Source organism: Thermotoga sp. KOL6, from assembly GCF_002866025.1.
GTDB lineage: Bacteria > Thermotogota > Thermotogae > Thermotogales > Thermotogaceae > Thermotoga.
In genome coordinates this window covers 220941-243423 of sequence record NZ_LNDE01000002.1, presented here as the reverse complement: position 1 = coordinate 243423, position 22483 = coordinate 220941, and the positions used below count along the sequence as shown (strand labels likewise).

The following is a 22483-nucleotide window of genomic DNA, read 5'->3' as shown; positions in this document are numbered from 1 at the left end:
TTATCCTATTCCAAGTGCTTTAAAAATGGCAGTCACGACTCCCGAAAAGATGAAATCGAGAATAAAAAAATAAAGACCTGTAACGACCAATATCACAAGTACAACACTAAAAGAAGTAAAGAGCTCCTTTCGGGAGGGCCAAGAAATTTTCTTTCCTTCAGCGATAACTTCTCTGAAGAATTTTCGAAGCTTTTCCATCTTCTGTGCCCCCTCAGTTCAAAAAATGGCAGGGCCGGCAGGACTCGAACCCGCAACCACCGGTTTTGGAGACCGGCGCTCTACCAATTGAGCTACGGCCCTGCAATTACGCTTTTGTTTCGGTGTGAACAGTATGAGTATTACACTTCGGGCAATATTTTCTAAGCTCCAACTTTGCTCTTTTTTCCTTGTTCTTTGTTGTGTAGTAATTCTTGTTACCACACTTGGAACATTTCAAAGCTACCAACACTCGCATGTTGTTTCACCCTTCCTTTAAAAGATACTGGTGGTGGGGGGAGGATTTGAACCTCCGAAGGCATTCTGCCAGCGGATTTACAGTCCGCCCCCTTTGGCCACTCGGGCACCCCACCATTGAAGTTTGTCGTGGAGCCAGCGGTGGGACTCGAACCCACAACCTACTGATTACAAATCAGTCGCTCTACCGGTTGAGCTACGCTGGCCCATTCGTCTTTTCGATGACCACGTTTTTCATGGCGGCGGTGGGACTCGAACCCACGACACGGTGATTATGAATCACCCGCTCTCGCCGCTGAGCTACGCCGCCCAGGACCGTTCAATAATTTTACTATCACCCTTTTTCTTTGTCAACCTCATTCTAACTTGAGGAATATAAAAAATGTGTTAAAATAATAAGGAGAGCAAAGCTCTCCTTATATTTTGGATCTGGTGGGCTCGGGAGGATTCGAACCCCCGACCACCCGGTTATGAGCCGGGCGCTCTGCCAACTGAGCTACGAGCCCATCCCGGTAGTACATTATATTCTAACACAACCACCTTGTCAAGGAGTGTGATGCACATGAGAAGGGACCCCATTAAAGAAATGCTTGTGAAATATCCTAGGATACTCGTCATAAAAGCTGCGTTGAAGATATTAAAAAACGGTAGCAAGATAGATAGAGAGAAAATCGAAAAAACCATCGTCAATATTATGTCAAAAAAAGAGGGCTGAGATCTCGGCCCTCTTTTCTGATTCATTTTTCCCCCTCAAATATCAGATGCTCAACGTTCATATTGTTATATGTTAGTATTGTAACAGATGATACCAAGGGAAGGGAGGTCTCAAATGAAGCTCCCTGTTTTGGATAAAGGATTCGTCGAATTGATAGACATGATGGGAAATGATCTTTCCGCTGTGCGTGCCGCTCGTGTATCATTCAACATGGAATTGAAGGATGAAAAAAGAGACAAGCATCTCGTTGAATACCTTATGAAGCACGGGCATGAATCCCCTTTTGAACACATTGTCTTCACCTTCCATGTAAAAGCTCCTATCTTCGTTACCAGACAGTGGTTCAGACATCGGATAGCTTCCTACAACGAGTTGAGCGGAAGGTATTCGAAACTTTCATACGAGTTTTATATACCTTCGTCAAAACGTTTTGAAGGATACGATATAAAAGTTTCCCCAGAAGAAATAGTGAGAAAAATATCAGGAATTGTAGACAAAGCTTACAAGATGTACACGGAACTATTAGAAGAGGGCGTTCCAAGAGAAGTCGCAAGAATTGTGTTGCCTTTAAACCTTTACACCCGATTTTATTGGACCGTGAACGCTAGAAGTTTGATGAACTTCTTAAATTTGAGGGCAGATTCCCATGCTCAATGGGAAATCCAGCAGTACGCCTTGGCCATTGCCAAAATTTTCGAAAAGAAGTGTCCCTGGACTTTCGAAGCTTTCCTTAAGCATGCTTATAAAGGAGATTTGTTAAGGGAGGTACGAACATGAAAAGGAAGCTCTTCACGCTGATCGTTTTTACAATTTTCAGTGTTTCTGTTATGGCCATTTACATTTCCGAGGTTAAATTCGAGGGATTGAACGTACTCAAGCCAGAGTTCATAACGGAAAAAGTGGGAAAATTGTTCGGGGAAGTCACATCAAATGAGATTCAAAATTATCTCAAAAAGATCTTCAATTTGGGCTATTTTTCCAGCTTGACCCCTTCTTTCGAACCATCAGATCTTGGATACAAGTTGGTTGTAAGTTTGAAAGAAAACCCCCTGGTTGAAGATTGGAAACTCGAAATAGAAGGTCCTGGTTTGATCGATAAAAAGGAGCTTGAAAAACTTGTTAAAATTGAAAAAGGCATGCCCTTGAACACAAATTCACTGAAGGAAAGCTTCGAAGCGATTAGGAACAAATACAATGAAGCTGGGTATTTTCTCGTTGAGATAAACGGAAACTTTGAAGATGGAATCTACAAAATTCTCGTAAAAGAGTACGCACTTTGGGATATTGTTTTCAACGGTGAAACAGATGGTCTGGACATAGTATCCATCTTGTCGAAGGCAAAGATAAAGACTTTGAGAGATTATTATTCTTCTTCTCCATTAGTTAGATTTTTCACCATGAGCAAAAAAGATTTTTACCCCACGTATTCAGAAATAAGCAATTTTATTTCCATTTTGAACACTTATCCCTTCTTCTCTGAAAAAACGTCCGTGGATTTCAAAAAAACCACGGTAAAAGATATAGAAGAAAAAAATGTGGTAATCATGGTCGTTAATGTGGTTCAAAGGAAAATTTTTGAAGGAGAAAAAGTCTTCAAAGAATTCGTTTTTCTTGGAAACACCATCTTTACAGATCGAGAATTGTTACACGCATCCGGTTTGTCCTCCGAAGAAAAGTACACGAACTCTCAAATTCTACTTGCCATGAATAGGATTGTCGATTTTTATAACAAGAACAACTATCCATACGTTTGGGTTGAAGCGAGAGTGGAAGACAGCAAACTCATCTTCAACGTTTATGAAAAATACGTTCGTTCGGTGAAGATAGAAGGTTTAAAAAGAACAAAACCTTACGTGGTAGAGAATCTGGTTGCCGTGAAAGAAGGAGAACCATTGAACAGAGAAAAAATCTCCCTCACCTATTCTTATTTGCAGAATAGCGAATATTTTGACGCAGTGAATATCTACCCACAGTTTTCTACCACAGCTACACAAGTTGATGTCGTGATCGATCTGAAAGAGTCGGAGAAAACACGAAATTTTATTGGTGGTATTGGATGGACCATGCCCAAAAAAGGTGAATGGTGGGAAGGTTTTTCAGGCAGCGCAAAAGTCTCCATGGTGAATACCTTTGGATACGGGGAATCTTTCTCCCTTGATGTAAATCTCGGGTTCACTGAAAGAAGCATTGAAGGAAATTTCAAAATCCCCGTTAAGTACGAAATTCCCATGAATATCGAATTTGGGATAGGATATACGAACTACGCTACTGGAAGTGGAACAGATACGATCAACATGAAGAGTGTGGTATCAACGCTTCCATACAAGGGTCATTCCTTTGGAATAGGATTCCTTTACGAAAAATTCCTCACTGAAGAAAGCAAAGGAACTCTTGCAGCACTTTTTAAATACAAGTACAACACGAAGAATTCTGCCATACTTCCAACAAAAGGTTACTTTTTGTCTCTCGATCTAACTCGTGCGGGACTTCTTAATCTAAATGAGCAGAAATATTGGAAAGCAATTCTTTCAGCACAAGCGTACTATCCTGTCTTCGAAAGTCTTTTCTGGAGTTTCAGAGGAATAGGCGGTGTCGTTTATAATGAAATTGGAACTGAACTTCTTGAAGTATCAGGACAGTACGCGGTACGTGGTTATAACTACTTTGAGACGAAAAAGATGTTCAAACTTTCAGCAGATTTGAATTGGATTCTACAGAGAGAAAACGTTCCAGTAGTTACAGGATTGTTCTTCGATTACGGTGGTGTGGAAGAAGGAAGTATGAGGTACCTCTCCTCTGCAGGAATAAAACTTGATCTCGTCGTACCGCTCTTTGGAAGTATTGAAATTGGAGGAGCTTACAAATTTAACGAAAAAGACTGGCAGTTTTACTTTCTCATGGGAAGTTGGTGAGGAGGGTGTGTAGGTGAAAAAGATCGGCATCATAGGTGGTGGACAGTTGGGGAAAATGATGAGTCTTGAAGCGAAGAAGATGGGGTTTTATGTAACAATACTCGATCCTACTCCAAAAAGTCCGGCTGGACAAGTTGCAGATGAACAGATTACTGCAAACTTTTTCGATTCGGAAAAGATAGAAAAACTGGTGAGAAATGTCGACGTCACCACCTATGATCTCGAACACATAGATATCAAAACCTTGAAAAGATTGTACAATGAAGGTTATGAGATCCATCCTTCACCATACATCTTGGAGATAATACAAGACAAATTCGCCCAAAAGGAATTCTTGAGATCCAAAGGTATACCGGTTCCCAGATACAAGTTGGTAACAAACTTGGAAAAAGACGTCGAAGAGTTTAGTTTCCCTGTCGTTCAGAAAGCAAGAAAAGGAGGCTACGATGGACGAGGGGTATTCGTGATAAAGAACAAAGCAGATATTGAAGAAGCTCTAGTGGGCGAAACCTACCTTGAGGAGTTTGTCCCTATAGAGAAAGAAATCGCTGTAATGGTGGCAAGAAACAAAAAAGGTGAAGTTAAATGTTATCCAGTAGTTGAAATGTTCTTTGATGAAGAAGCCAATATTTGTGATACAGTAATTGCACCTGCAAGAATTGAAAAAAAATTTGAAAAAAGAACAAAGGAAATAGCAACTTCCATTGTAGAGGCTTTCGAAGGTATTGGCGTTTTTGGAATCGAAATGTTCCTCACTAAAAACGGAGAAATTCTGGTGAACGAAATCGCTCCTCGGCCCCACAACTCAGGACATTACACAATAGAAGCGTGTGTCACAAGCCAATTTGAACAGCACATAAGAGCAATAATGAATCTTCCGCTCGGTTCAACAAAACTCCTCACTCCTGCTGTGATGGTCAACCTTCTTGGGGAAAAAGATTACCACGGAACACCTAAGTTGATTGGGCTCGAGAATGCTCTTGAGATAGAAGGACTTTCTCTCCACTTCTATGGAAAAAAAGAGACTAGACCCTTTAGAAAAATGGGACATTTTACGGTAGTCGATGATAATGTAGAAACAGCTTTAGAAAAGGCTTTAAGGGCAAAAAAAATTTTAAAAGTGGTTTCAGAGGAGGTTTCATCATGCCGAAAGTAGGAATCATCATGGGAAGCGATTCAGATCTTCCCGTTATGAAAGCAGCGGCAGAGATTTTAGAAGAATTTGGAATAGACTATGAAATCACTATCGTCTCCGCTCACAGAACTCCGGATCGTATGTTTGAATACGCAAAAACGGCCGAGGAAAGAGGTATAGAGGTCATCATTGCAGGAGCGGGCGGTGCAGCCCATCTTCCTGGAATGGTTGCAAGTCTCACACATTTGCCAGTCATAGGAGTTCCCGTCAAGACTTCTACGTTGAACGGCTTGGATTCACTTTTCTCCATTGTTCAAATGCCAGCTGGGGTTCCAGTTGCCACTGTCGCAATAAACAACGCGAAGAACGCGGGAATCCTCGCGGCATCCATTCTAGGAATCAAATACCCAGATGTGGCTGCAAAGGTTAAAGAATACAAGAAAAAGATGAAAGAAAGAGCCTTACAAAAGGCGAAAAAATTGGAAGAGTTAGGTCACAGTAAATATCTTGAAGAAAAAGATTGAGATTTGTGATAAAATTAACTTGGAAAGAGAGTTCCACCTGAGGTGAAGGGATTCCGACACCGAGGGGGAACATGCCCCTTCGGTTTATGAAGGGGATTTCTTTTTATGGGGTGATAGTATGAGACTTCCGGATGCAGGGTTCAGAAGGTATATAGTAGTTGCTGGAAGAAGAAACGTTGGAAAATCATCTTTTATGAACGCACTTGTAGGGCAGAATGTATCCATAGTGAGCGATCACGCAGGAACAACAACAGATCCTGTCTACAAATCGATGGAGTTGTATCCTCTCGGACCCGTTACACTGGTCGACACACCGGGTTTGGACGATGTAGGAGAACTGGGACGACTCAGAGTAGAGAAAGCTCGAAGGGTATTTTATCGAGCAGATTGCGGAATACTAGTGACGGACAGCGAACCAACGCCTTACGAAGATGATGTCGCTGAACTCTTCAAAGAGATGGAAATACCCTTTGTGGTTGTGATAAACAAGATAGACGTACTGAAAGAAACAGCCGAAAGACTGAAAAAAAATTATGAAGATCGGTACAGAGTGAAAGTGCTTCTCGTTTCTGCTTTGGAAAGAAAGGGATTCGAGGACATTGGAAAAGTACTCTCGGAAATCGTACCAAACGACGAAGAGTTGCCCTATCTTGGCGATTTGATAGACGGTGGCGATTTGGTTATCTTGGTTGTTCCGATAGATCTTGGAGCACCAAAAGGGAGACTCATCATGCCCCAGGTACACGCGATAAGGGAAGTTCTGGACAGAGAAGCAATCGCTCTGGTGGTGAAGGAAAGAGAACTCAGATATACGCTAGAAAATATAGGAATGAAGCCGAAACTTGTGATAACAGATTCCCAAGCAGTGATGAAAGTTGTATCTGACATACCAGAGGATGTTGAGCTCACCACATTTTCTATTGTAGAATCGCGCTACCGTGGTGATCTTTCTTACTTCGTCGAAAGCGTTAAAAAGATAGAGGAACTTGAAGACGGAGACACAGTGGTCATCATGGAAGGTTGCACGCACAGACCTTTAACCGAAGACATTGGGAGAGTCAAAATACCGAGATGGCTCGTGAATCACACAGGTGCTCAACTGAACTTCAAAGTAATAGCAGGAAAAGATTTCCCAGATGCTGAAGAACTTGAAGGCGCGGAATTGATTATCCACTGTGGAGGATGCGTTTTGAATCGCACGTCGATGATGAGAAGGGTGAGGATGGCAAAAAGACTGGGTATTCCTATGACTAATTACGGTGTAACTATCTCTTACCTACACGGGGTTTTAGACAGAGCTATTCGTCCATTCAAACGGGAAGTGGAAGTATGAGAAAAGAAAGAGACTACCTTGGAGAACTCGAAATAGAAGAAGACGTCTACTACGGAATTCACACGAAAAGAGCCTTGATGAATTTCCCTTCAACGGGTGAAAAGATAGATAGAGAATTCATTTGGGCCTATTTCATGGTGAAAAAGGCGTGTGCCCTCCTAAACATGGAATTAGGTTATCTGGAAGAAAGGGTAGGGAAAGCTATCGTTCAGGCATGCGACGAGTGGGAAACTTTGAAAGACTACATAGTAGTGGATCCACTCGCTGGTGGTGCAGGAACGTCGGTAAATATGAACATAAATGAAGTAATCGCAAACAAAGCAACCGAGATCTTGGGGGGGAAAAAAGGAGAGTACATTGTCGATCCTCTGATGCATGTAAACCTGCATCAGTCCACAAATGATACCTTTCCAACGAGTGCCAAGATTGCAGTCATCGTAAAGCTGAGAAAACTCATAGACGAAGTGATAAAACTTCAGGAGAAAATCCAAGGAAAAGAAAAAGAATTCTACACTATCAGAAAACCTGGAAGAACCCAACTTATGGATGGTCCTCCCATCATGTTGGGTCAAGAATTTGGAGCATTCGCAGATGCTTTGGCGAGAGACAGATGGCGGCTCCATAAGGTTGAAGAAAGGATCAGGAGCGTGAACATAGGAGGTACTGCTATAGGAACAGGCGTTGGCGCACCGAAGGACTACATCTTGAAGATCGCAGAAAAGGTCAGAGAAGTAACAGGAGTGAAAATTGCTAAGGCAGAGAATCTGATAGATGCCACACAAAATTGGGATGTCTTTGCGGAAGTACATGGTCTACTCAAATCTCTCGCCGTCAACTTGTACAAGATAGCGAATGATATAAGGCTTCTGGGAAGTGGTCCAAATACCGCTATAGGAGAACTCCTCCTACCCGCAGTACAAGCAGGGAGTTCGATCATGCCTGGAAAAGTAAATCCCGTTGTACCAGAGTACGTGATGCAGCTTTGTCACTCGGTATTTGGAAACGATGCTGTTTTGAATCACGCGTGCGCTCTTGGAAATCTCGAACTCAACCAATTCGCACCTCTCATAGTCCATCTCACTTTAAAATCTCTGTCCTTTCTGACCAATTCTTGCAAGGCTTTGGCGAGTTACATAGTTAAAATAGAGGCGAACAAAAAACGTTGTGAAGAGAATCTTTTAAGGTCAATTTCGAACCTCACACCTTTAATAAATATCTTTGGGTATGATTCTGTTTCCAAAGCTATAAAAAAGGCAAATTGGAACATTCAAGAAGCTTTGAAGATGCTTTCCAAAGAAAAAAACATCCCGATCGAAGAAATTCTAAAGAAGCTCAATTTGAAAAAGATGACCGGACTTGGTTATTCCTTGTAAAAATAATCTACGAGCTTTTCGTAAAGGTACTGATACTCCTTGTAAAGCTCATCGTACCTATTGTTTACTTCTGTTTCTACCTTGAAAACTTTTCTCACCTTAAGATGATTCGCCAAAAAGTCCTCGACGTTTTCTCCGAAAGATTTCAAAGCCATAACATACGCTCCGAAGGCTGATGGATTATTTATGTTCGTCACCACGATATCTTTCCCTAAGATATTCGCCAGAAGTTGAACCCATTCTGGTGCGGAAGTGAAACCACCTGTGGCAACGATTCTCTTTGGCTCAACTTTTCCTACTTTCGTTACTGCGTTGTATATATCTTTTATTCTGAAACAAATTCCCTCGAGTGCTGATCGAGCTATGTCACATCTTTTGTGTGATGAAGATAAACCCACTAGAACTCCACGGTACCTTTCACGCCAGTGAGGAGCTCGTTCTCCATTGAGAAAAGGCAAGAAAATTAATCCATTCGCTCCAATAGGAGATTTCATAGCTGTCCTCACAATCTCATTGTAATCTTCAAATTTCATAATATCTTTGAGCCACATCAGCACTATTCCTCCATTGTTTATTGCACCTCCTAAAACGTAGCTCTTTTCATCTATCAGATAACACCATGTCGAGATTCCTTCTCGATCTATGACGGGTTTGTCTAAAACTACTCGGAATGCTCCACTTGTTCCTATGGTTACGGTGGCGGAATCTGAAGTCATGGCGTTCACTCCTACATTCGTCATCACACCATCGCCACCACCGAGAACAAAGAGAACATCTTTAAAGCCCAACTTTTTCGCAATAGTTTCCTTCATCCTTACTCGCCCGTAAGGTGACAATATTATCGGTAGTTCATCTCTACTCACACCGAGTATCTCGAGAATACTATCGTCCCAGTCGAGACTGTGGATATTCATAATCCCAGTGCCGGAAGCAAGTGACAATTCTTCTACGAACTCCCCCGTCAATTTCTGCAAAATGTAAGACTTTATAGAACAGAACCTCTTGGCTTTTGAATTTTTTTTCATCCAAAGTATCTTCGAAGGCCAATACATAGGATGAAGGGGACATGCAGTTTTTTCGTAGAAAAACCGAACACCGTATCTTTTCTCGAGTTCTTCCTTTTCCTTGTAAGATCGACGGTCTGCCCAGTTGAGAAGAGGGGTTACGGGTTCAAAATCTTCATCAAGTCCGAGTATGCTATGAAAAACAGAACTCAAACCAACGTACAAAACATCGTCCTCTTTTGGAACCCGCTCCAGAAGCTTAAGAGTAGCGGACAGTATTTCGTTGGGATTTTGTTCTACTGCTTCAGGTGAAGGAAAGAAAATTTTATAAGATTCTTTCAAGATTTCCCAATTACCATTACGTTCAAAGAGAAGGCGTGCGCTCTCTGTTCCTATATCGATAGCAACGATCATCTTCTCCTCTCCTTCAAGTCGTAAAGGTACTTCCCACCCGGCTCTATCCAAAGAGAATACTCATCCATAAAGTCTTCTTTCCTTATTTTCGAAGGATCCATATATCCTAAATTCACTGCTTTACATTCATCTTCAGGGATGGATGTTGCAAGTATCACATCGAATTCAAAATCCTCTTTTCCCGTTTCGGGATCGAACACGCCTGCTCCTCTAACGTTGATCACATGTGCCGCAACGTTTTTGTTGAAATCAGGATGTTTCTTCAAGTACCATTTTACGTAATCTTTACAATGGTATCCGATCTCCCTGATCCATTTGTCCATCTGTGGATTGGAGTGGAACTTCTTGATATGAGGAGCGTAAATTATGATTTGTCCGCCTTTGGCCATCACTCCAGGTCTTTGAAGCTTGTAGGAACCCTTACCGGCTGTCCACACTTCGTCGTATTCTTCACCTATCACCTGAACTGCTCTTTTGAGAGAACGATCCAAGTATTTCACGTGAAGCTTTGCGCTGAGTTCACATGCCTTCTCATAAGCCCTCAGAAATCCTTCATATCCTTCGTCAATGTAAAGTGCTCTGGGAATCACTTCTTCTTCTTCCTCGTACACCATATTCAGGGTGAAAGACCTGATTTTTATCTTTTGAAAAACCAATTCAGATGCACGATTTATTATTTTCCTCGCCGGGTTGTCTACCGTCCCTATCAACCTTGGGATCCCTATGAGAACTGCAGCCCAATGAAAGGTGTCAACCACCTCGGGACTCGCGATTCCAGGTATGACTATCTTCAATCCTCCAGAAAATCCTGTAGATTCGTGTGGAACCGTCCCATTGATGAAAAAGATCACATCGAAATCCTCAAAAAGCATCTTATTCACCTTTACAGGTATTTCTTCCTCCAAATCTCCTTCTGTCATCTCCGAAACAAAATCTGGTGAAAGAGATCCAACGAATTCCAATGCTTCTGGATTGAAGAACTCGTGGTTGTGAAAGAAAACTCCTCTCTCGTATTTGGATATTCCCAGCTTTTTTTCGAACTCCTCAACTGTCATTGCTCTGTGTGTACCACTCGCATTGAGTGTATGAAATTCTTCTATTCCTTTCTCGAGGAGCAACTTGTACAGATTTCTAGCTATCAGGTTCGTGAAATCTACTCTTGTATAATCGGTATGGATAACCAGAACCCTTTTGATTTTTCCTAAATCCTCAACAAGCTTTACTAAACCTTCCGTTATTTTTTCTTCCGTAAGAGGTTCACCTTCTAAATACACAGTCACACTCTCACCCCTTCAATTTGCAGTCCAACCACCGTCGACAAATATGATTTGTCCCGTTATATACCTAGACTCTTCTGAGGCAAGAAAGACGGCAACACCCTTCAAATCTTCGGGAACGCCCGTTCTTCCCAACGGTATTCTCTTCAGCATGTACTCTACTTTCTCCGGATCGTTGAATACTTGCTCTGTCATTTTTGTTTTGTACCACCCGGGAGCAATGGCATTCACTCGTATTCCGTACTTTCCCCATTCTTTCGCGAGAGCTTTTGTCAACGAGGCCACTCCTCCTTTCGATGCCGCATAAGCAGCTATGTTTGGCATAGTAACCTCTTCAACGGTGAGAGAACCTATGTTTATTATCGAAGGATTATCGGATTTTCTGAGTAGTTTGAAAGTTTCTTTACACACGTAATAAGTTCCCAAAAGGTTCACAGCTATCACTCGTTCGAATTCCTCTATCGGAAACTTTTCCGCTGGATATCGTTTGTTTATTCCTGCCGCGTTGACCACAGTATCTAGTTTCCCAAACTCCTCTTCAACGATTTCTATCAATTTTTTCACATCCTCGTATTTAGAAACATCACACTCGTAAGCTTTCGCGATTACTTTGTATTCCTTCGATATTCTTTGAGCGGCTTCCACTGCTTCCTGAAAATTTCTGCTCACTAACAAAACAGTACTCCCTGCTTCTGCCAAACCTTGAGCGATTCCAAATCCCAATCCTCGAGATCCCCCCGTTATGAGTGCCGTTCTTCCTTTCAAATCGAACACTTCAATTACCTCCCAAAAGAGTTACATGCTTTTTAATATGGTTGGCAACTATTTCGTAGAAGAGTTCTTCATTCTGTTCGAGTGTTTCGAACAGCGCTTTTTTCAAAGATATATCACGAAGAACTGAACCGTAAGTGACGTGAAGTATCTGTCTCACATTGCTATCTTCAAAAAGTTTCGGGAGATCTTCATCCTTCACTTCATCGATATCAGGAGCTTTTGAAAGATCAGCTGAAATGTGATAGGACTTCCTGTCTTCTTCGAAATGATTAACGGCACATTTGAATATCTCACGGAACAATGAAGGTTTCACAATGGAAACAGTTTTTATAGCTTCCAAATAACTCGTACCAGCTGTTTTCACATGAAAGAGACCATCAGTTGCTGCAGAAAAGATAGGATACACAGAGAATTTGTCGCTGCCAGAATGAAGGGATAATTTGTATCCACCAAACATTCTAGAAATCTCCGCATGCATCTTTATCTCTTTTTCGAACAATGCAAGATCTCCTTTGTAGTCCACTCCTTTTTCCCACTCGCCAATGAACCTAAGAGCAAGGTTTGTAAACTCAACTTTTTTCCGCCTCAGCTCCTCAACCACGAAAATATGAAACAAAGGACTTGTAGGTGTTTCAGTTTCATCTACGGAAACCTCCAAATCAAAATCGGAAATTTCGTCCTTCAATATTTGATACATCATGCTCACATATACCACTGCATCGTAATAAACCAAAGCAGCATCTCTTAAGTTTTTTTCATCGAATTCGACTTTTTCTTTCACTACGGTGTATTTTTTTCCAAGGTAGATCTTGTCCAGACGCTCTTTTTTCAGGATGTTCTCAAATATCGCATTCTTTTCTTTTTCATCTAGTCTGGAAAGGTTTCTCACATGATCCGAAGGATCCAACGTGAACATTGAGAACCCCTCTCTCGCTGCAGCAATTAGATCCTCTTCCTTTTTGATGTGATCTGCATCTGCCCCAAAACTTTCACTGAAGCCTTCTTGGAAAACACCCCAGGTGGCATCATCCAGAACATCTCTCCAGTTCCTTCCAGTCCTTTCGTTTTCTCTTACAGACTGTTGTGCAAACACAGGAAAGAGCCCAGAATCTTTCAAAGCCCTAACGTGAGCAGGCGTGGTGATACCAAGTCTGTCTCCAGTTCCAAAAGAAGGCTTCAAACCTATAGGTACAGGTTTCAAATCGGAAAAGTACGTTTTCAAAACTTCTAGGTTTTCGTGATTTTTTCTACAGAAGAAGAATCTTTTATCCTCTATCTTATGTTCTTTAAAGAAAGAAAGACCCTCAGGAGCTTTTTCACCAGCAACGATGAGCAATTTTCCTTCCTCTCCTTTCGCCAGGAAGAAGGAAAAACCGGATTTTTCTCTATACGATTTTTCATAAACTTCATAACCTCTTCCAAAATGCTCTCTGAAGGCTTTCAAAACCATATTCTCACCCTTTCTCATAAAGGTACAGATTCCTCAAGGTTTCCCGCTCAACGTTCTTTAGATGTTCTTTCAGTTTATCGATAGCCCCTTCTTTGTCTCCTTGAAGGATTTTCTGAACGAGTTCTTTATGTTCCTCGTTTGAAACGGTGTACCTTTCATTGAGGTGTCTCACAAGATCTATTCGATCCCAGATCTTCTCGTAAAGAGAAATTATTAGCTCGTTCTTCGAAGCTCTTATGAAAAGCTTGTGAAGCCTTTTATCGGAATCATCGAAAAGATCTCTTCTTGAACTCCTTTCTACTTCTTCTATCTCTTCCTTTATCGTTCTGATTTCTTCTGAAGATGCTATCCTTTCAAAATAGTTATCAAGGCAAAAAACTTCCATCATGAGTCTCGTTTCTATGGTTTCCATTATGAATTTTTCATCAACTTCGGTGACAAAAAAGCCGACCCTTGGAACCACTCTCACAAGACCTTCCGAAGAAAGCTGAAGAAGGGCATCCCTCACCGGCGTAAAACTTATCCCGAGTTTTTCGGAGAGTTCTCTTACGTTGAGCTTTTCTCCCAATCTTAACTCGTGATTCAAGATCATTTCTTTCAAAAGATTGTATACTTTCGTTCTTACAAGATCCACTTCTATTTTTTTCATACTATCTCTCCTTCCTCCCAATCGATGTGAAATACTCCTTCTTTGTCGATTCTTTGAAACATATGTGCTCCAAAGAAATCTCGCTGAGCTTGTATGAGATTTGCCGGGAGCTTTTCTTCGGTCATACTCATGAAGTAATTGTAAGCGGAGCTCATAGCAGGTACGGGGATCTCATTATCTACGGCCATTCTTAGAACTCTTTTCAAAGAATCTAGACGATCTTCTAACAAAGAAATCATTTCTTTGCTTCCCAACAAATACGCGTTGTTATAAGATACATGCTTTCTTATCGTATCTATCAATCTCGCTCTGATGATACATCCACCTTTCCAAATTCTTAGAACTTCTGGAAGATCGATGTTATAGTTGAATTCCTCTGATGCCTCCGCTATTAACCACATCCCCTGAGAAAAAGCTGCCAACATGGCAAAGAAGAGAGCATTTTCAAGATCCTTTATCAGATTGTCACTTTTTTGAACGGTGTTTCTTTTTTTATTATACAATTTCGAAAGTTTGACTCTTTCATTTTTGAAATGAGAAATGATTCTTTCAACCACGGCAAGATTTATCGAGGGAGTAGGAATTCCAAGATCTAGAGCTGCTTGTGATGTCCATTTCCCAGTTCCTTTCTGCTCCGCCTTGTCCAAGATCACATCAACCATCGGCCTTCCCGTTTCTTCATCTTTCTTTCTCAAAATTTTGTAAGTTATCTCTATGAGAAATGAGTTGAGTTCCCCTTTGTTCCACTCTTCGAAAATCTGCGACATTTCTTCAGGAACAAGTTTCATCACATCCCTCATAATATGATAGATCTCCGCGATTGCTTGCATGATGGTGTACTCTATTCCATTGTGGACCATTTTCACAAAATGGCCTGCTGATCTTTCTCCAACGTAGGTGCAACAAGGTCCATCATCCGTTTTAGCAGCGATCTTGAGAAGGATCTCTTCGACCAATGCGTAGGCCTCTTTGCTCCCACCAGGCATCAAAGAAGGCCCATGAAGGGCTCCGCGTTCACCACCAGAAACTCCCATTCCAAGAAAGAGAATCCCTTTCTTCGAGAGCTCCTCGTATCTTCTTTCTGTATCCATGTAATGAGAGTTCCCCCCATCTATTATCAGGTCCCCCGGTTCCAGATACGGTAACAACTGTGAGATAGTGTCATCAACAGGTTTCCCTGCCTTTACCATCAAAATGATTTTTCGTGGCTTTTCGAGAGACTCAACAAATTTTTTGATGTCGTAATGAGCTTCTATTTCCTCGTTTCTAACGCGATTTTTCACAAACATTTCTGTTCTTTGCGCTGTCCTATTATAAACAGATACTTTATAACCTTTCCTTGCGATGTTCAAGGCAAGATTTTGTCCCATCACTGCAAGTCCTATGAGACCGATGTGTGATTTCAAGAACACCACCCCCTTATAAAAACAAAACGAGCATAGTGCTCCAGAAACACTATTTCATAAATTTGCTTCCCAAAAACATTGTAAACCATGGAACGTAAGTAACTAATAAAAGAACGATTATCATGGAAATATAAAATGGCCACATGGCTTTCACCGTTTTTTCTATGGTCGTTTTCCCTATTGCACAACCAACAAACAATGTGTTCCCAACTGGTGGAGTGCAAAGTCCTATAGATAAATTCAGCAACATTATGATTCCAAATTGGATCGGTGACCAACCAAGCTTTGTAACAATAGGTAGAAATATTGGTGTGGTTATTAAGATCAGAGGAGCCATATCCATTATCATTCCAAGAAGTAATAAGGTTAAGTTTATCAACAACATTAAAAGATACTTGTTAGTTGTCACACTCAAAAGCATTTGTGCAATCGTATGAGGTATTCTCAAATAAGCCATCAGATATCCAAAAGCAGATGCATTCGCTATCAAAAACAAAACCATGGCAATCGTTATGGATGCATTTTTGAAAACTGTTATTATTTTCCTAAAGTTCATAGTTCTATAAACAAAAACAGTTATTATCAATGCATAAACTGCAGCTATAACAGAAGCTTCTGTTGCCGTAAACACTCCAAATGCTATTCCCAGAATTATTATCAAAGCTGCCATTAATCCTAAGATCGAATCCCTCGTTATTTTCAGTGCCTCTTTGAATCCCACCTTTCCGGCTTTAGGATAATTTCGTTTTCTAGCTATAAAGTAAGCAACTATCATTTGCGACACTCCAACCATTATTCCTGGAATGTAACCTGCCATGAACAGTGCGCCTATAGAAACACCACCTGCAGCGAGGGAATAAATTATCATGTTATGACTTGGGGGAATGATGATTCCTTGTGTTGAAGAAGTTACGGTAACTGCAACCGAAAATTCTCTATCGTAACCTTCCTTTACCATCATAGGAATCAATAATGCCCCTATTGAGGAGGTATCTGCAACTGAAGATCCAGATACTCCCCCAAAAAACATACTTGCTACAATGTTCGTCATAGCAAGACCGCCTCTGATTCTTCCAACGAGTATTTTCGAAAATTCAACTATTTTCTCTGCTATTCCACCATCGGCCATTATTTGACCAGCAAGTATAAAGAATGGTATTGCTATAAGCGAAAATGCATTTATTCCTGCGCTCATTCTTTGAAACACTATCATTACCGGTATTCCTAAATAGTATGCGGTTAGGAATGCCGACAATCCGAGGGAAAAAGATATAGGCATTCCTACCATCATCGTTAAGAAAAATGTCGAAAGCAATACGGCAGTTCCCGCTGTTTCTCTAGAAACGTTTTGAACAAAAGGTAATCTCAAAAAGAATGAGACAAAAATAAATGCTAGTACAAAGATGGATATTAAAGTCAAAATGGTAGGAATTCGTATTTTCATTTTCTTCTCCTCCCGAAAACATCCACTGTTATTCTTATAAAAACACTGAATATTATTAGTATCCCACTTACCATCGCAGGAAGATACATCCACCAAACGGGAATTCCGGTTGCCGGCATTCTATTAGGTAACCTCACTGAAAGAATATAACTATATTTCGCCATTACGTATCCAAAACTCCCTATCAAAATCAAGACAATAAATTCCAAGGTTTTTTTAAACCATTCCGGAAGCAAATTCGTAAAAAGCTCCACCTTCATATGAATGCCACTTCGAACGCCAACCCCTGCTCCGAGTAAAGAAATCCAAATCATAATAAGAAGCGATATTTCTTCTGACCATGATGGAGGATTGTTGAATACATACCTTGCGATAACTTGATAAAAAATAATTACTAACATTGCAGCGAGGCCTATAACAGCAAAGTAAATTATCACTTTTTCTACAAGTTTTGATATTTTGTCTAGTATCTTCATTATTATTTCCTCCCTCGTTTATTATAGTAATCCGGGGGTTCTTTCCCCCGGATTACCTTGTGATAAACAAGGATATCATTTCACAGCTTGTATTTTCTCTATCAATTCTTTGTACTGCGGATATTTGTCATAAAGAGGCTGGACTGCTTTTTGGAACAACGAAACATCTGGATAGAATATTTTCGCACCACCTTCCTGAACAGCTTTAAGTGCTTCCTCTTCCCACTGTTTCCAGAGCAACTTTTCATACTCAACTGATGCTATAGCAGCCGTTTTGAAAATCAATTTTTCTTCTGGTGTCAATTTATCCCAAAGAACTTTTGAAACGAGGACCACTTCTGGTATCCTTGTATGACCATCCAAACTGTAGTACGGAGCTACTTCGAAATGTCTTGTTTCATAATAGCTTGGCGGGTTGTTTTCTGCACCGTCAATGACACCTGTTTGAAGTGCGGTATACACTTCTTCAAATGCCATTGGAACGGGAGATGCTCCCAGCACTTTCATAAGTTCAATCATGACAGGATTCTTCTGTACTCTTATTTTCAGCCCCTTGAGATCTTCAGGTTTGAGTATAGGCTTTTTCACTGTATAAAAGCTTCTGGCACCCGCATCATAGTAACAAAGACCAACAAGACCTACTTTCTCAAGACCTTTCAAGAGTTCTTCACCGATTGGTCCCTCCAAGACTTTCCACATATGCTCCGAATCTCTGAACAAATAGGGCATGGTAAGAACACCTATAGGTTCGTAGAAAGCAACTAGAGGTGAAACAGAAACTCTGTTGATATCGATTGCACCAAGTATCGTTTGTTCTATCGTTTCTTTCTCAGAACCAAGCTGGGCGCTGGGATAAACCTCTACCTTGTACTTTCCATTGGTCATTATCTCTATAACTTTTCCCATAACTTTCAGCGCTTCCACTGTGGGATAACCCTCTGCATGGTCGTCAGCTGCTTTCAAAATAATTGGATCGGCAAGAATGAATGTTGAGAAAAACATCAGGACCATCAACAAGATTGAAACGAACACGAACTTCTTCACAATAAACACCCCCTTGGACTAAGATATGTGACATATCACACCAGATATATTATATCGAAAAAGATGCATTATATTCAAGAATATACACTTTTAATGTTGAAAACCTATATTGGAGGCCGACGCTTTCTATTGCTTTTAGAAGATAAGATCCTTAACCATGGGATTGAGCCTCCAGATGTTCTAGAATGATAAAATGGAAACAGAATTTACCTCAAAAACGAGAATAGTTTGTTCGTTCAAACCTGAAGGAGGAATAGAAGTGCTGTCTACAACTTTCACAGCTATCTTGCCTTCTTTTTTTATCATTCTCATTGGATACACGGTGGGAAAAATTTTTTCACGAGAAGCCATGGGGCTTGCCTCTAAAATAGCAATCTGGGTCATGGTACCCACAGTGACGTTTACCTTCGTAAATGAGTTTACACCGAGTGTTTCTAATTTGAAAGACTTTGGTATAGGAATGGTGATCCTTTCTTTGTTTTTCTACCTCTACTCACGGTTCTTCAGGGAGAAGAAGGATCTCGTATTTGTAACCTCTGTCGCTAGTAACGCGGGATATCTAGGATATCCTATACTTTTATCTTTGTGGGGAGAAGAAGCACTTGCTTTGGGTGTCGTCTACGCTTTTTTAATAGTTCTTATGTATACCATCCTTCCCGCTTTTCTTGGAAAAAAGTTGGAATTCAAAAACCTCCTAAGGTTGCCGTACATTTATGTGTTGCCGATCGCTTTTTTAACAGGAAAATTGGGATGGCATTATAAGGATCTTCCTCCCTATATACTAAGCACAGTGCAAATGATCAAGGGATCAGCGATTCCCTATCTGCTTTTGTATGTAGGATTATCCGTTTCAAAAGTGAAGGTTGGTAAACACCTCCTAAAAATAGGAGCAACTATTATTTTCAATAAACTCGTCTTTGCACCACTGATTGCCTTAGGTTTTGTAGTGATTTACAAACTTAACGGTTTAGCAGGAAAAGTTTTTGTTTTGGAAACAGCTATGCCAGTAGCGGTAAACAGCGTAGTACTTTTGGCTGCTTTAAACGGCGACGATGAAACAGCAGGTTTCGGAGTAACCGTTACCACTTTTTTTGCAGTTTTCACTCTTCCCATATGGGCTATTATTCTAGAAAGCATCTTTATTTAGATTTTTTCGGTTTTTGCCACAACTTTTCATAAGATATCCCAGTTATTGCTTCACAAATTCCTTTAACATCTGCACTCACGGATGCCTTGCTTTCACCTTTCCTGAGTCTTTCTATTTCTGTCATTAAGATTTTGTGGATCTTAGGATTTATTTTAAATCTGAATGAGAAAAGTATACCAACGATAATCAAGGCAAGAGGAACAACTGCGGTCAAAATTTTCAATCCTAACAACGTTCTAGATGATTGAACTCCCTTAGGAACATATCCTATCAAATCAAGGGCGATGCCTATCGCGAAAAGTGCAAAAGCCTGCACAGATTTTCTTATGAAAGTCATCATACCAGAATACAACCCCGCTCTATTCTCCGAGGTTATCAATTCGTCAACATCCGCAACCATTGGAAGCATAGCCCAGGGTATCATAACACCTGCAGATAGTCCAGCTCCTATTACGATACTGTCAACAATTATCAGAAGGTTCGAAGAATTGGAAGGCATAAACGCAAGCATCAACATACCAAATCCCCACAAAGAAAGTCCTATCCTGTACGCCGTGGCACTTCCTAAAGAATTTGACAATTTTACGTATATGGGAAGAAACAGAATTTGAGTTAATAAAACTGCACCCATAACTACGGAAAACATATTCTCTTTGTTTAAATAGTAAGTCAAGTAATAAGCAAACAGGGCCATCATTATATCCATAGCCGTGTATGCAGAAATGTACATGGCAATGTGCACTCTAAAAACTCTGTTTTTGAAAACAGAAAGCACATTTCCAGATACTCTGGATGAAGAACCTTTCCTGTTTTCCCAGGTTCCGAGAAAAACGAATAGCCACGGAAGAGAGTAAATTATTCCGAATATCATTCCCATTCTGCTAAAACCTATTTTGGGATCAGGGGCTGAATCCACAATCATCTTTGGAAGGGTACCAGAAATAAGGGCAGAGATTTGAGAGAACATCATCCTTGCTCCGGAAAGTCTTGTCCGAACATAATAATCATCTGTCATATCAGTAATCAAAGCACTGTAGGGAACCATGACCATTGTGTAAACTGTTGAAAAGAATACATAAGCTAAAGAATAATAGATAAAAATAGAGAGCTGAGAACTTGAGACAAAAGGATACCAAAGGATGGAAAAGCTCACAAATATAGGAACAATTCCTATTAGAAAATACAAGCGCCTTCTACCAAAGCGTGACTTCGTGTTATCAGATATGTAACCCATTAAAGGATCTGAAACAGCATCCCAGATTTTCCCAATGATGATAACGAGTCCAGCTAGAGTAGGACTCAATCCTACTACATCCGTGAGGAAAATTAAAAAAAGAGTACCTATAACAATAAACGAACCCCCTCCAAATATATCTCCTAAACCGTAGAAAACGAGATTTTTGAATTTCACAGACTTCATATTTTCCCTCCCTTCCAAGCTGATTCGAAAAAATGAGGCTTTTTAAAACTTTTTATTATAATAATTCTTCCACGATTAGTATTATAAAAACATCATACTGAAACAACAAAATCAAAATATAATAAATATTTGTCAATAATCGGCCGTAATATTGTTTTCTTTGAAACATATCGTTAAAATCACACTTGACAAATTGGTATTACCAGATATAAAATATGAGCGTACAACTTCTCTACTAGGGGGGATCAGCATGAAGCGTTTCAGTGTGGTGATTCTTGCTTCTCTTTTGTTGGTCAGTGCGATAGCGTTTTCTTCAACGGTAAGAGTACTCCTTTGGGACGACGCTATGACCAGAGCTTTAAAAGCAGGTTTAGATGAGTTTGAGAGAAAAACGGGAATCAAAGTCGAACTCGAATTGGTACCAAGCGGTTCAATGCTCCAAAAAACACTTTTAAGTGTGACTCTTGAAAATTCGGATTATGATCTTGTCGCTGTGGATGAGCCTAACATACCGATGGTTGCACCTTTATTACTACCTCTCTCCGAATGGCCCTCTACAGATTATTATCCTCAGCCTGATATGAACGATATTATGCCTCTTGCACTCGAAGCGGGAAAATGGAAAGGTGAATTTATGGGCCTTCCTGTTAACGCAAACATATACGTATGGCTCACCAGAAAGGATATTATTGAAAAGTATAAGGATGAATTCAAAGCAGAATATGGTTACGAGATGAAAGTTCCAGAAACTCTTCAAGAACTCCTTGATATGGCCAAATTTCTTTCCAAGAAAGGCATATACGGATGGGCTCCATTTACAAAACCAACGGAGGGTAGTACTTGCGAAGCTATATGGATGTTCAGAAGTTTCGGAACAAAAGTTCTCGAAGTAACAGAAGATGGTTACAAAATAGTGCTTGACAAAGAAAAAGCAGTTCAAGCTATCGAGTTTTACAAAGAGCTTCTAAAATACGCTCCGAAAGGTGCTCTGGATTATGGTCATTCCGAAAGAATGGCTGCTTTTGCGCAAGGTCAAGTGTTCTCTATGTTCAATTGGCCCGCACTAATCCCGGATCTTGAAAATCCTGAAAAATCTCTTGTCGCGGGAAAAATTGTGTACTCTGCTCCCCCAGCTGGTCCCGCTGGAAGAGCGGCTGTAAGAGGAGCTTGGATAGTAGGAATACCCAAAGCTGCCAAAAACAAAAAAGCTGCTGCTGAATTTGCATACTGGTGGATGGCGTTGGATACTCAGAAAAAGCTCATTCCAGAAGGGATGACTCCTGCCAGAGCTTCTCTGTTACTTGATCCGGAACTTCAAAAGGAGAGACCTTGGTTTGCAGGAATTTATGACTCTCTCAAGTATGCCGTCGAAAGGCCAAGATTCGAGCATTATCCAGAAGTTTCTCAAGTCATAAGAGTTTACTGGCTCAAAGCCATCTCTGGAGAGCTCCCCGCTGAACTAGCGGTAGACAGGATGGTGATCGGCATTGAAAACGTCCTCAAGAAATACGGCTACTAAAAAAATAAAAAGGA

The 22483-nt window shown here is 40.6% G+C and carries 21 protein-coding genes and 5 tRNA genes; 9 read left to right on the top strand and 17 right to left on the bottom strand.

All coding sequences use genetic code 11. The annotated features are described in order from the left end of the window. From secE to AS005_RS05390, 7 genes are all read right to left on the bottom strand, one after another. Positions 1–198 carry a preprotein translocase subunit SecE gene (secE, locus tag AS005_RS05420; protein WP_101510682.1) on the bottom strand — a complete coding sequence of 66 codons (198 nt, stop codon included), beginning with the start codon at positions 196–198 and terminating at the stop codon, positions 1–3. A gap of 26 nt (positions 199–224) precedes the next feature. Further along, a tRNA-Trp gene (locus tag AS005_RS05415) sits at positions 225–300 on the bottom strand. 4 nt (positions 301–304) lie between these two features. Beyond that, a complete protein-coding gene (gene rpmG, locus AS005_RS05410; RefSeq protein ID WP_101510681.1) occupies positions 305–454 on the bottom strand; it encodes a 50S ribosomal protein L33 in 150 nt (49 codons plus the stop codon). Between the two features lie 28 nt (positions 455–482). After that, a tRNA-Tyr gene (locus tag AS005_RS05405) sits at positions 483–569 on the bottom strand. A gap of 14 nt (positions 570–583) precedes the next feature. Beyond that, positions 584–659: transfer RNA gene (locus AS005_RS05400), tRNA-Thr, on the bottom strand. Positions 660–690: 31 nt separating this feature from the next. Further along, positions 691–763, bottom strand: a tRNA-Met gene (locus AS005_RS05395). A gap of 120 nt (positions 764–883) precedes the next feature. After that, positions 884–959 (bottom strand) — tRNA-Met (locus tag AS005_RS05390). Between the two features lie 56 nt (positions 960–1015). On the opposite strand from AS005_RS05390, the gene AS005_RS08800 reads away from it, so the two are divergent. The 7 genes from AS005_RS08800 to AS005_RS05360 all read left to right on the top strand — a co-directional run bounded on the left by AS005_RS08800 (position 1016) and on the right by AS005_RS05360 (position 8445). After that, positions 1016–1168, top strand: a complete 153-nt coding sequence (locus tag AS005_RS08800; RefSeq protein WP_158241061.1) for a hypothetical protein — start codon at positions 1016–1018, stop codon at positions 1166–1168. A gap of 114 nt (positions 1169–1282) precedes the next feature. Further along, entirely contained in the window at positions 1283–1945 is a 663-nt protein-coding gene (gene thyX, locus AS005_RS05385) for an FAD-dependent thymidylate synthase (protein WP_101510680.1), read from the top strand. Then, positions 1942–4080, top strand: coding sequence for an outer membrane protein assembly factor (locus tag AS005_RS05380; protein WP_101510679.1), 2139 nt, complete (start codon positions 1942–1944; stop codon positions 4078–4080). Before thyX ends, AS005_RS05380 begins: the two co-directional genes overlap by 4 nt. Before the next feature lie 13 nt (positions 4081–4093). After that, positions 4094–5236, top strand: a complete 1143-nt coding sequence (gene purK / locus AS005_RS05375; protein ID WP_101510678.1) for a 5-(carboxyamino)imidazole ribonucleotide synthase — start codon at positions 4094–4096, stop codon at positions 5234–5236. After that, positions 5224–5739 carry a 5-(carboxyamino)imidazole ribonucleotide mutase gene (gene purE, locus AS005_RS05370; RefSeq protein WP_101510677.1) on the top strand — a complete coding sequence of 172 codons (516 nt, stop codon included), beginning with the start codon at positions 5224–5226 and terminating at the stop codon, positions 5737–5739. Before purK ends, purE begins: the two co-directional genes overlap by 13 nt. A 118-nt stretch (positions 5740–5857) precedes the next feature. After that, entirely contained in the window at positions 5858–7072 is a 1215-nt protein-coding gene (hydF, locus tag AS005_RS05365) for a [FeFe] hydrogenase H-cluster maturation GTPase HydF (protein WP_101510676.1), read from the top strand. Continuing rightward, positions 7069–8445, top strand: a complete 1377-nt coding sequence (locus AS005_RS05360; RefSeq protein ID WP_101510675.1) for an aspartate ammonia-lyase — start codon at positions 7069–7071, stop codon at positions 8443–8445. The genes hydF and AS005_RS05360 overlap by 4 nt, the downstream gene beginning before the upstream one ends. Here the strand turns inward: AS005_RS05360 and AS005_RS05355 are convergent. The 9 genes from AS005_RS05355 to AS005_RS05315 all read right to left on the bottom strand — a co-directional run bounded on the left by AS005_RS05355 (position 8433) and on the right by AS005_RS05315 (position 18383). Beyond that, positions 8433–9863: a gluconokinase gene (locus AS005_RS05355; RefSeq protein WP_101510674.1), complete on the bottom strand. Its 1431-nt coding sequence runs from the start codon at positions 9861–9863 to the stop codon at positions 8433–8435. The two genes, AS005_RS05360 and AS005_RS05355, sit on opposite strands and share 13 nt — an antisense overlap. After that, positions 9860–11143: a lactate racemase domain-containing protein gene (locus tag AS005_RS05350; RefSeq protein ID WP_101510673.1), complete on the bottom strand. Its 1284-nt coding sequence runs from the start codon at positions 11141–11143 to the stop codon at positions 9860–9862. The genes AS005_RS05355 and AS005_RS05350 overlap by 4 nt, the downstream gene beginning before the upstream one ends. A 12-nt stretch (positions 11144–11155) precedes the next feature. Then, positions 11156–11914, bottom strand: a complete 759-nt coding sequence (locus tag AS005_RS05345) for an SDR family oxidoreductase (protein WP_101510672.1) — start codon at positions 11912–11914, stop codon at positions 11156–11158. Between the two features lies 1 nt (position 11915). Continuing rightward, positions 11916–13364, bottom strand: coding sequence for a tagaturonate epimerase family protein (locus AS005_RS05340; RefSeq protein WP_101511006.1), 1449 nt, complete (start codon positions 13362–13364; stop codon positions 11916–11918). A 4-nt stretch (positions 13365–13368) separates the two neighbouring features. Beyond that, complete coding sequence (locus AS005_RS05335; RefSeq protein ID WP_101510671.1) at positions 13369–14013, bottom strand: GntR family transcriptional regulator; 645 nt, start codon at positions 14011–14013, stop codon at positions 13369–13371. Next, a complete protein-coding gene (gene gndA / locus AS005_RS05330; RefSeq protein ID WP_101510670.1) occupies positions 14010–15419 on the bottom strand; it encodes an NADP-dependent phosphogluconate dehydrogenase in 1410 nt (469 codons plus the stop codon). Before gndA ends, AS005_RS05335 begins: the two co-directional genes overlap by 4 nt. A gap of 49 nt (positions 15420–15468) precedes the next feature. Then, the gene (locus AS005_RS05325) at positions 15469–16863 is read right to left on the bottom strand and encodes a TRAP transporter large permease (RefSeq protein ID WP_101510669.1); all 1395 of its coding nucleotides are present in this window, start codon (positions 16861–16863) and stop codon (positions 15469–15471) included. After that, positions 16860–17339 carry a TRAP transporter small permease gene (locus AS005_RS05320; protein WP_101510668.1) on the bottom strand — a complete coding sequence of 160 codons (480 nt, stop codon included), beginning with the start codon at positions 17337–17339 and terminating at the stop codon, positions 16860–16862. The genes AS005_RS05325 and AS005_RS05320 overlap by 4 nt, the downstream gene beginning before the upstream one ends. 75 nt (positions 17340–17414) lie before the next feature. Further along, on the bottom strand, positions 17415–18383 hold the full coding sequence (locus AS005_RS05315) for a TRAP transporter substrate-binding protein (RefSeq protein WP_233186255.1): 969 nt from the start codon (positions 18381–18383) through the stop codon (positions 17415–17417). Between the two features lie 259 nt (positions 18384–18642). On the opposite strand from AS005_RS05315, the gene AS005_RS05310 reads away from it, so the two are divergent. Beyond that, on the top strand, positions 18643–19530 hold the full coding sequence (locus tag AS005_RS05310; protein ID WP_101510667.1) for an AEC family transporter: 888 nt from the start codon (positions 18643–18645) through the stop codon (positions 19528–19530). Here the strand turns inward: AS005_RS05310 and AS005_RS05305 are convergent. Beyond that, the gene (locus AS005_RS05305; protein ID WP_101510666.1) at positions 19523–20950 is read right to left on the bottom strand and encodes an MFS transporter; all 1428 of its coding nucleotides are present in this window, start codon (positions 20948–20950) and stop codon (positions 19523–19525) included. The genes AS005_RS05310 and AS005_RS05305 overlap by 8 nt on opposite strands. Positions 20951–21200: 250 nt before the next feature. Between AS005_RS05305 and AS005_RS05300 the strand changes: the two genes are divergently transcribed. Next, complete coding sequence (locus AS005_RS05300) at positions 21201–22469, top strand: extracellular solute-binding protein (protein ID WP_233186254.1); 1269 nt, start codon at positions 21201–21203, stop codon at positions 22467–22469. Positions 22470–22483 lie beyond the last annotated feature (14 nt).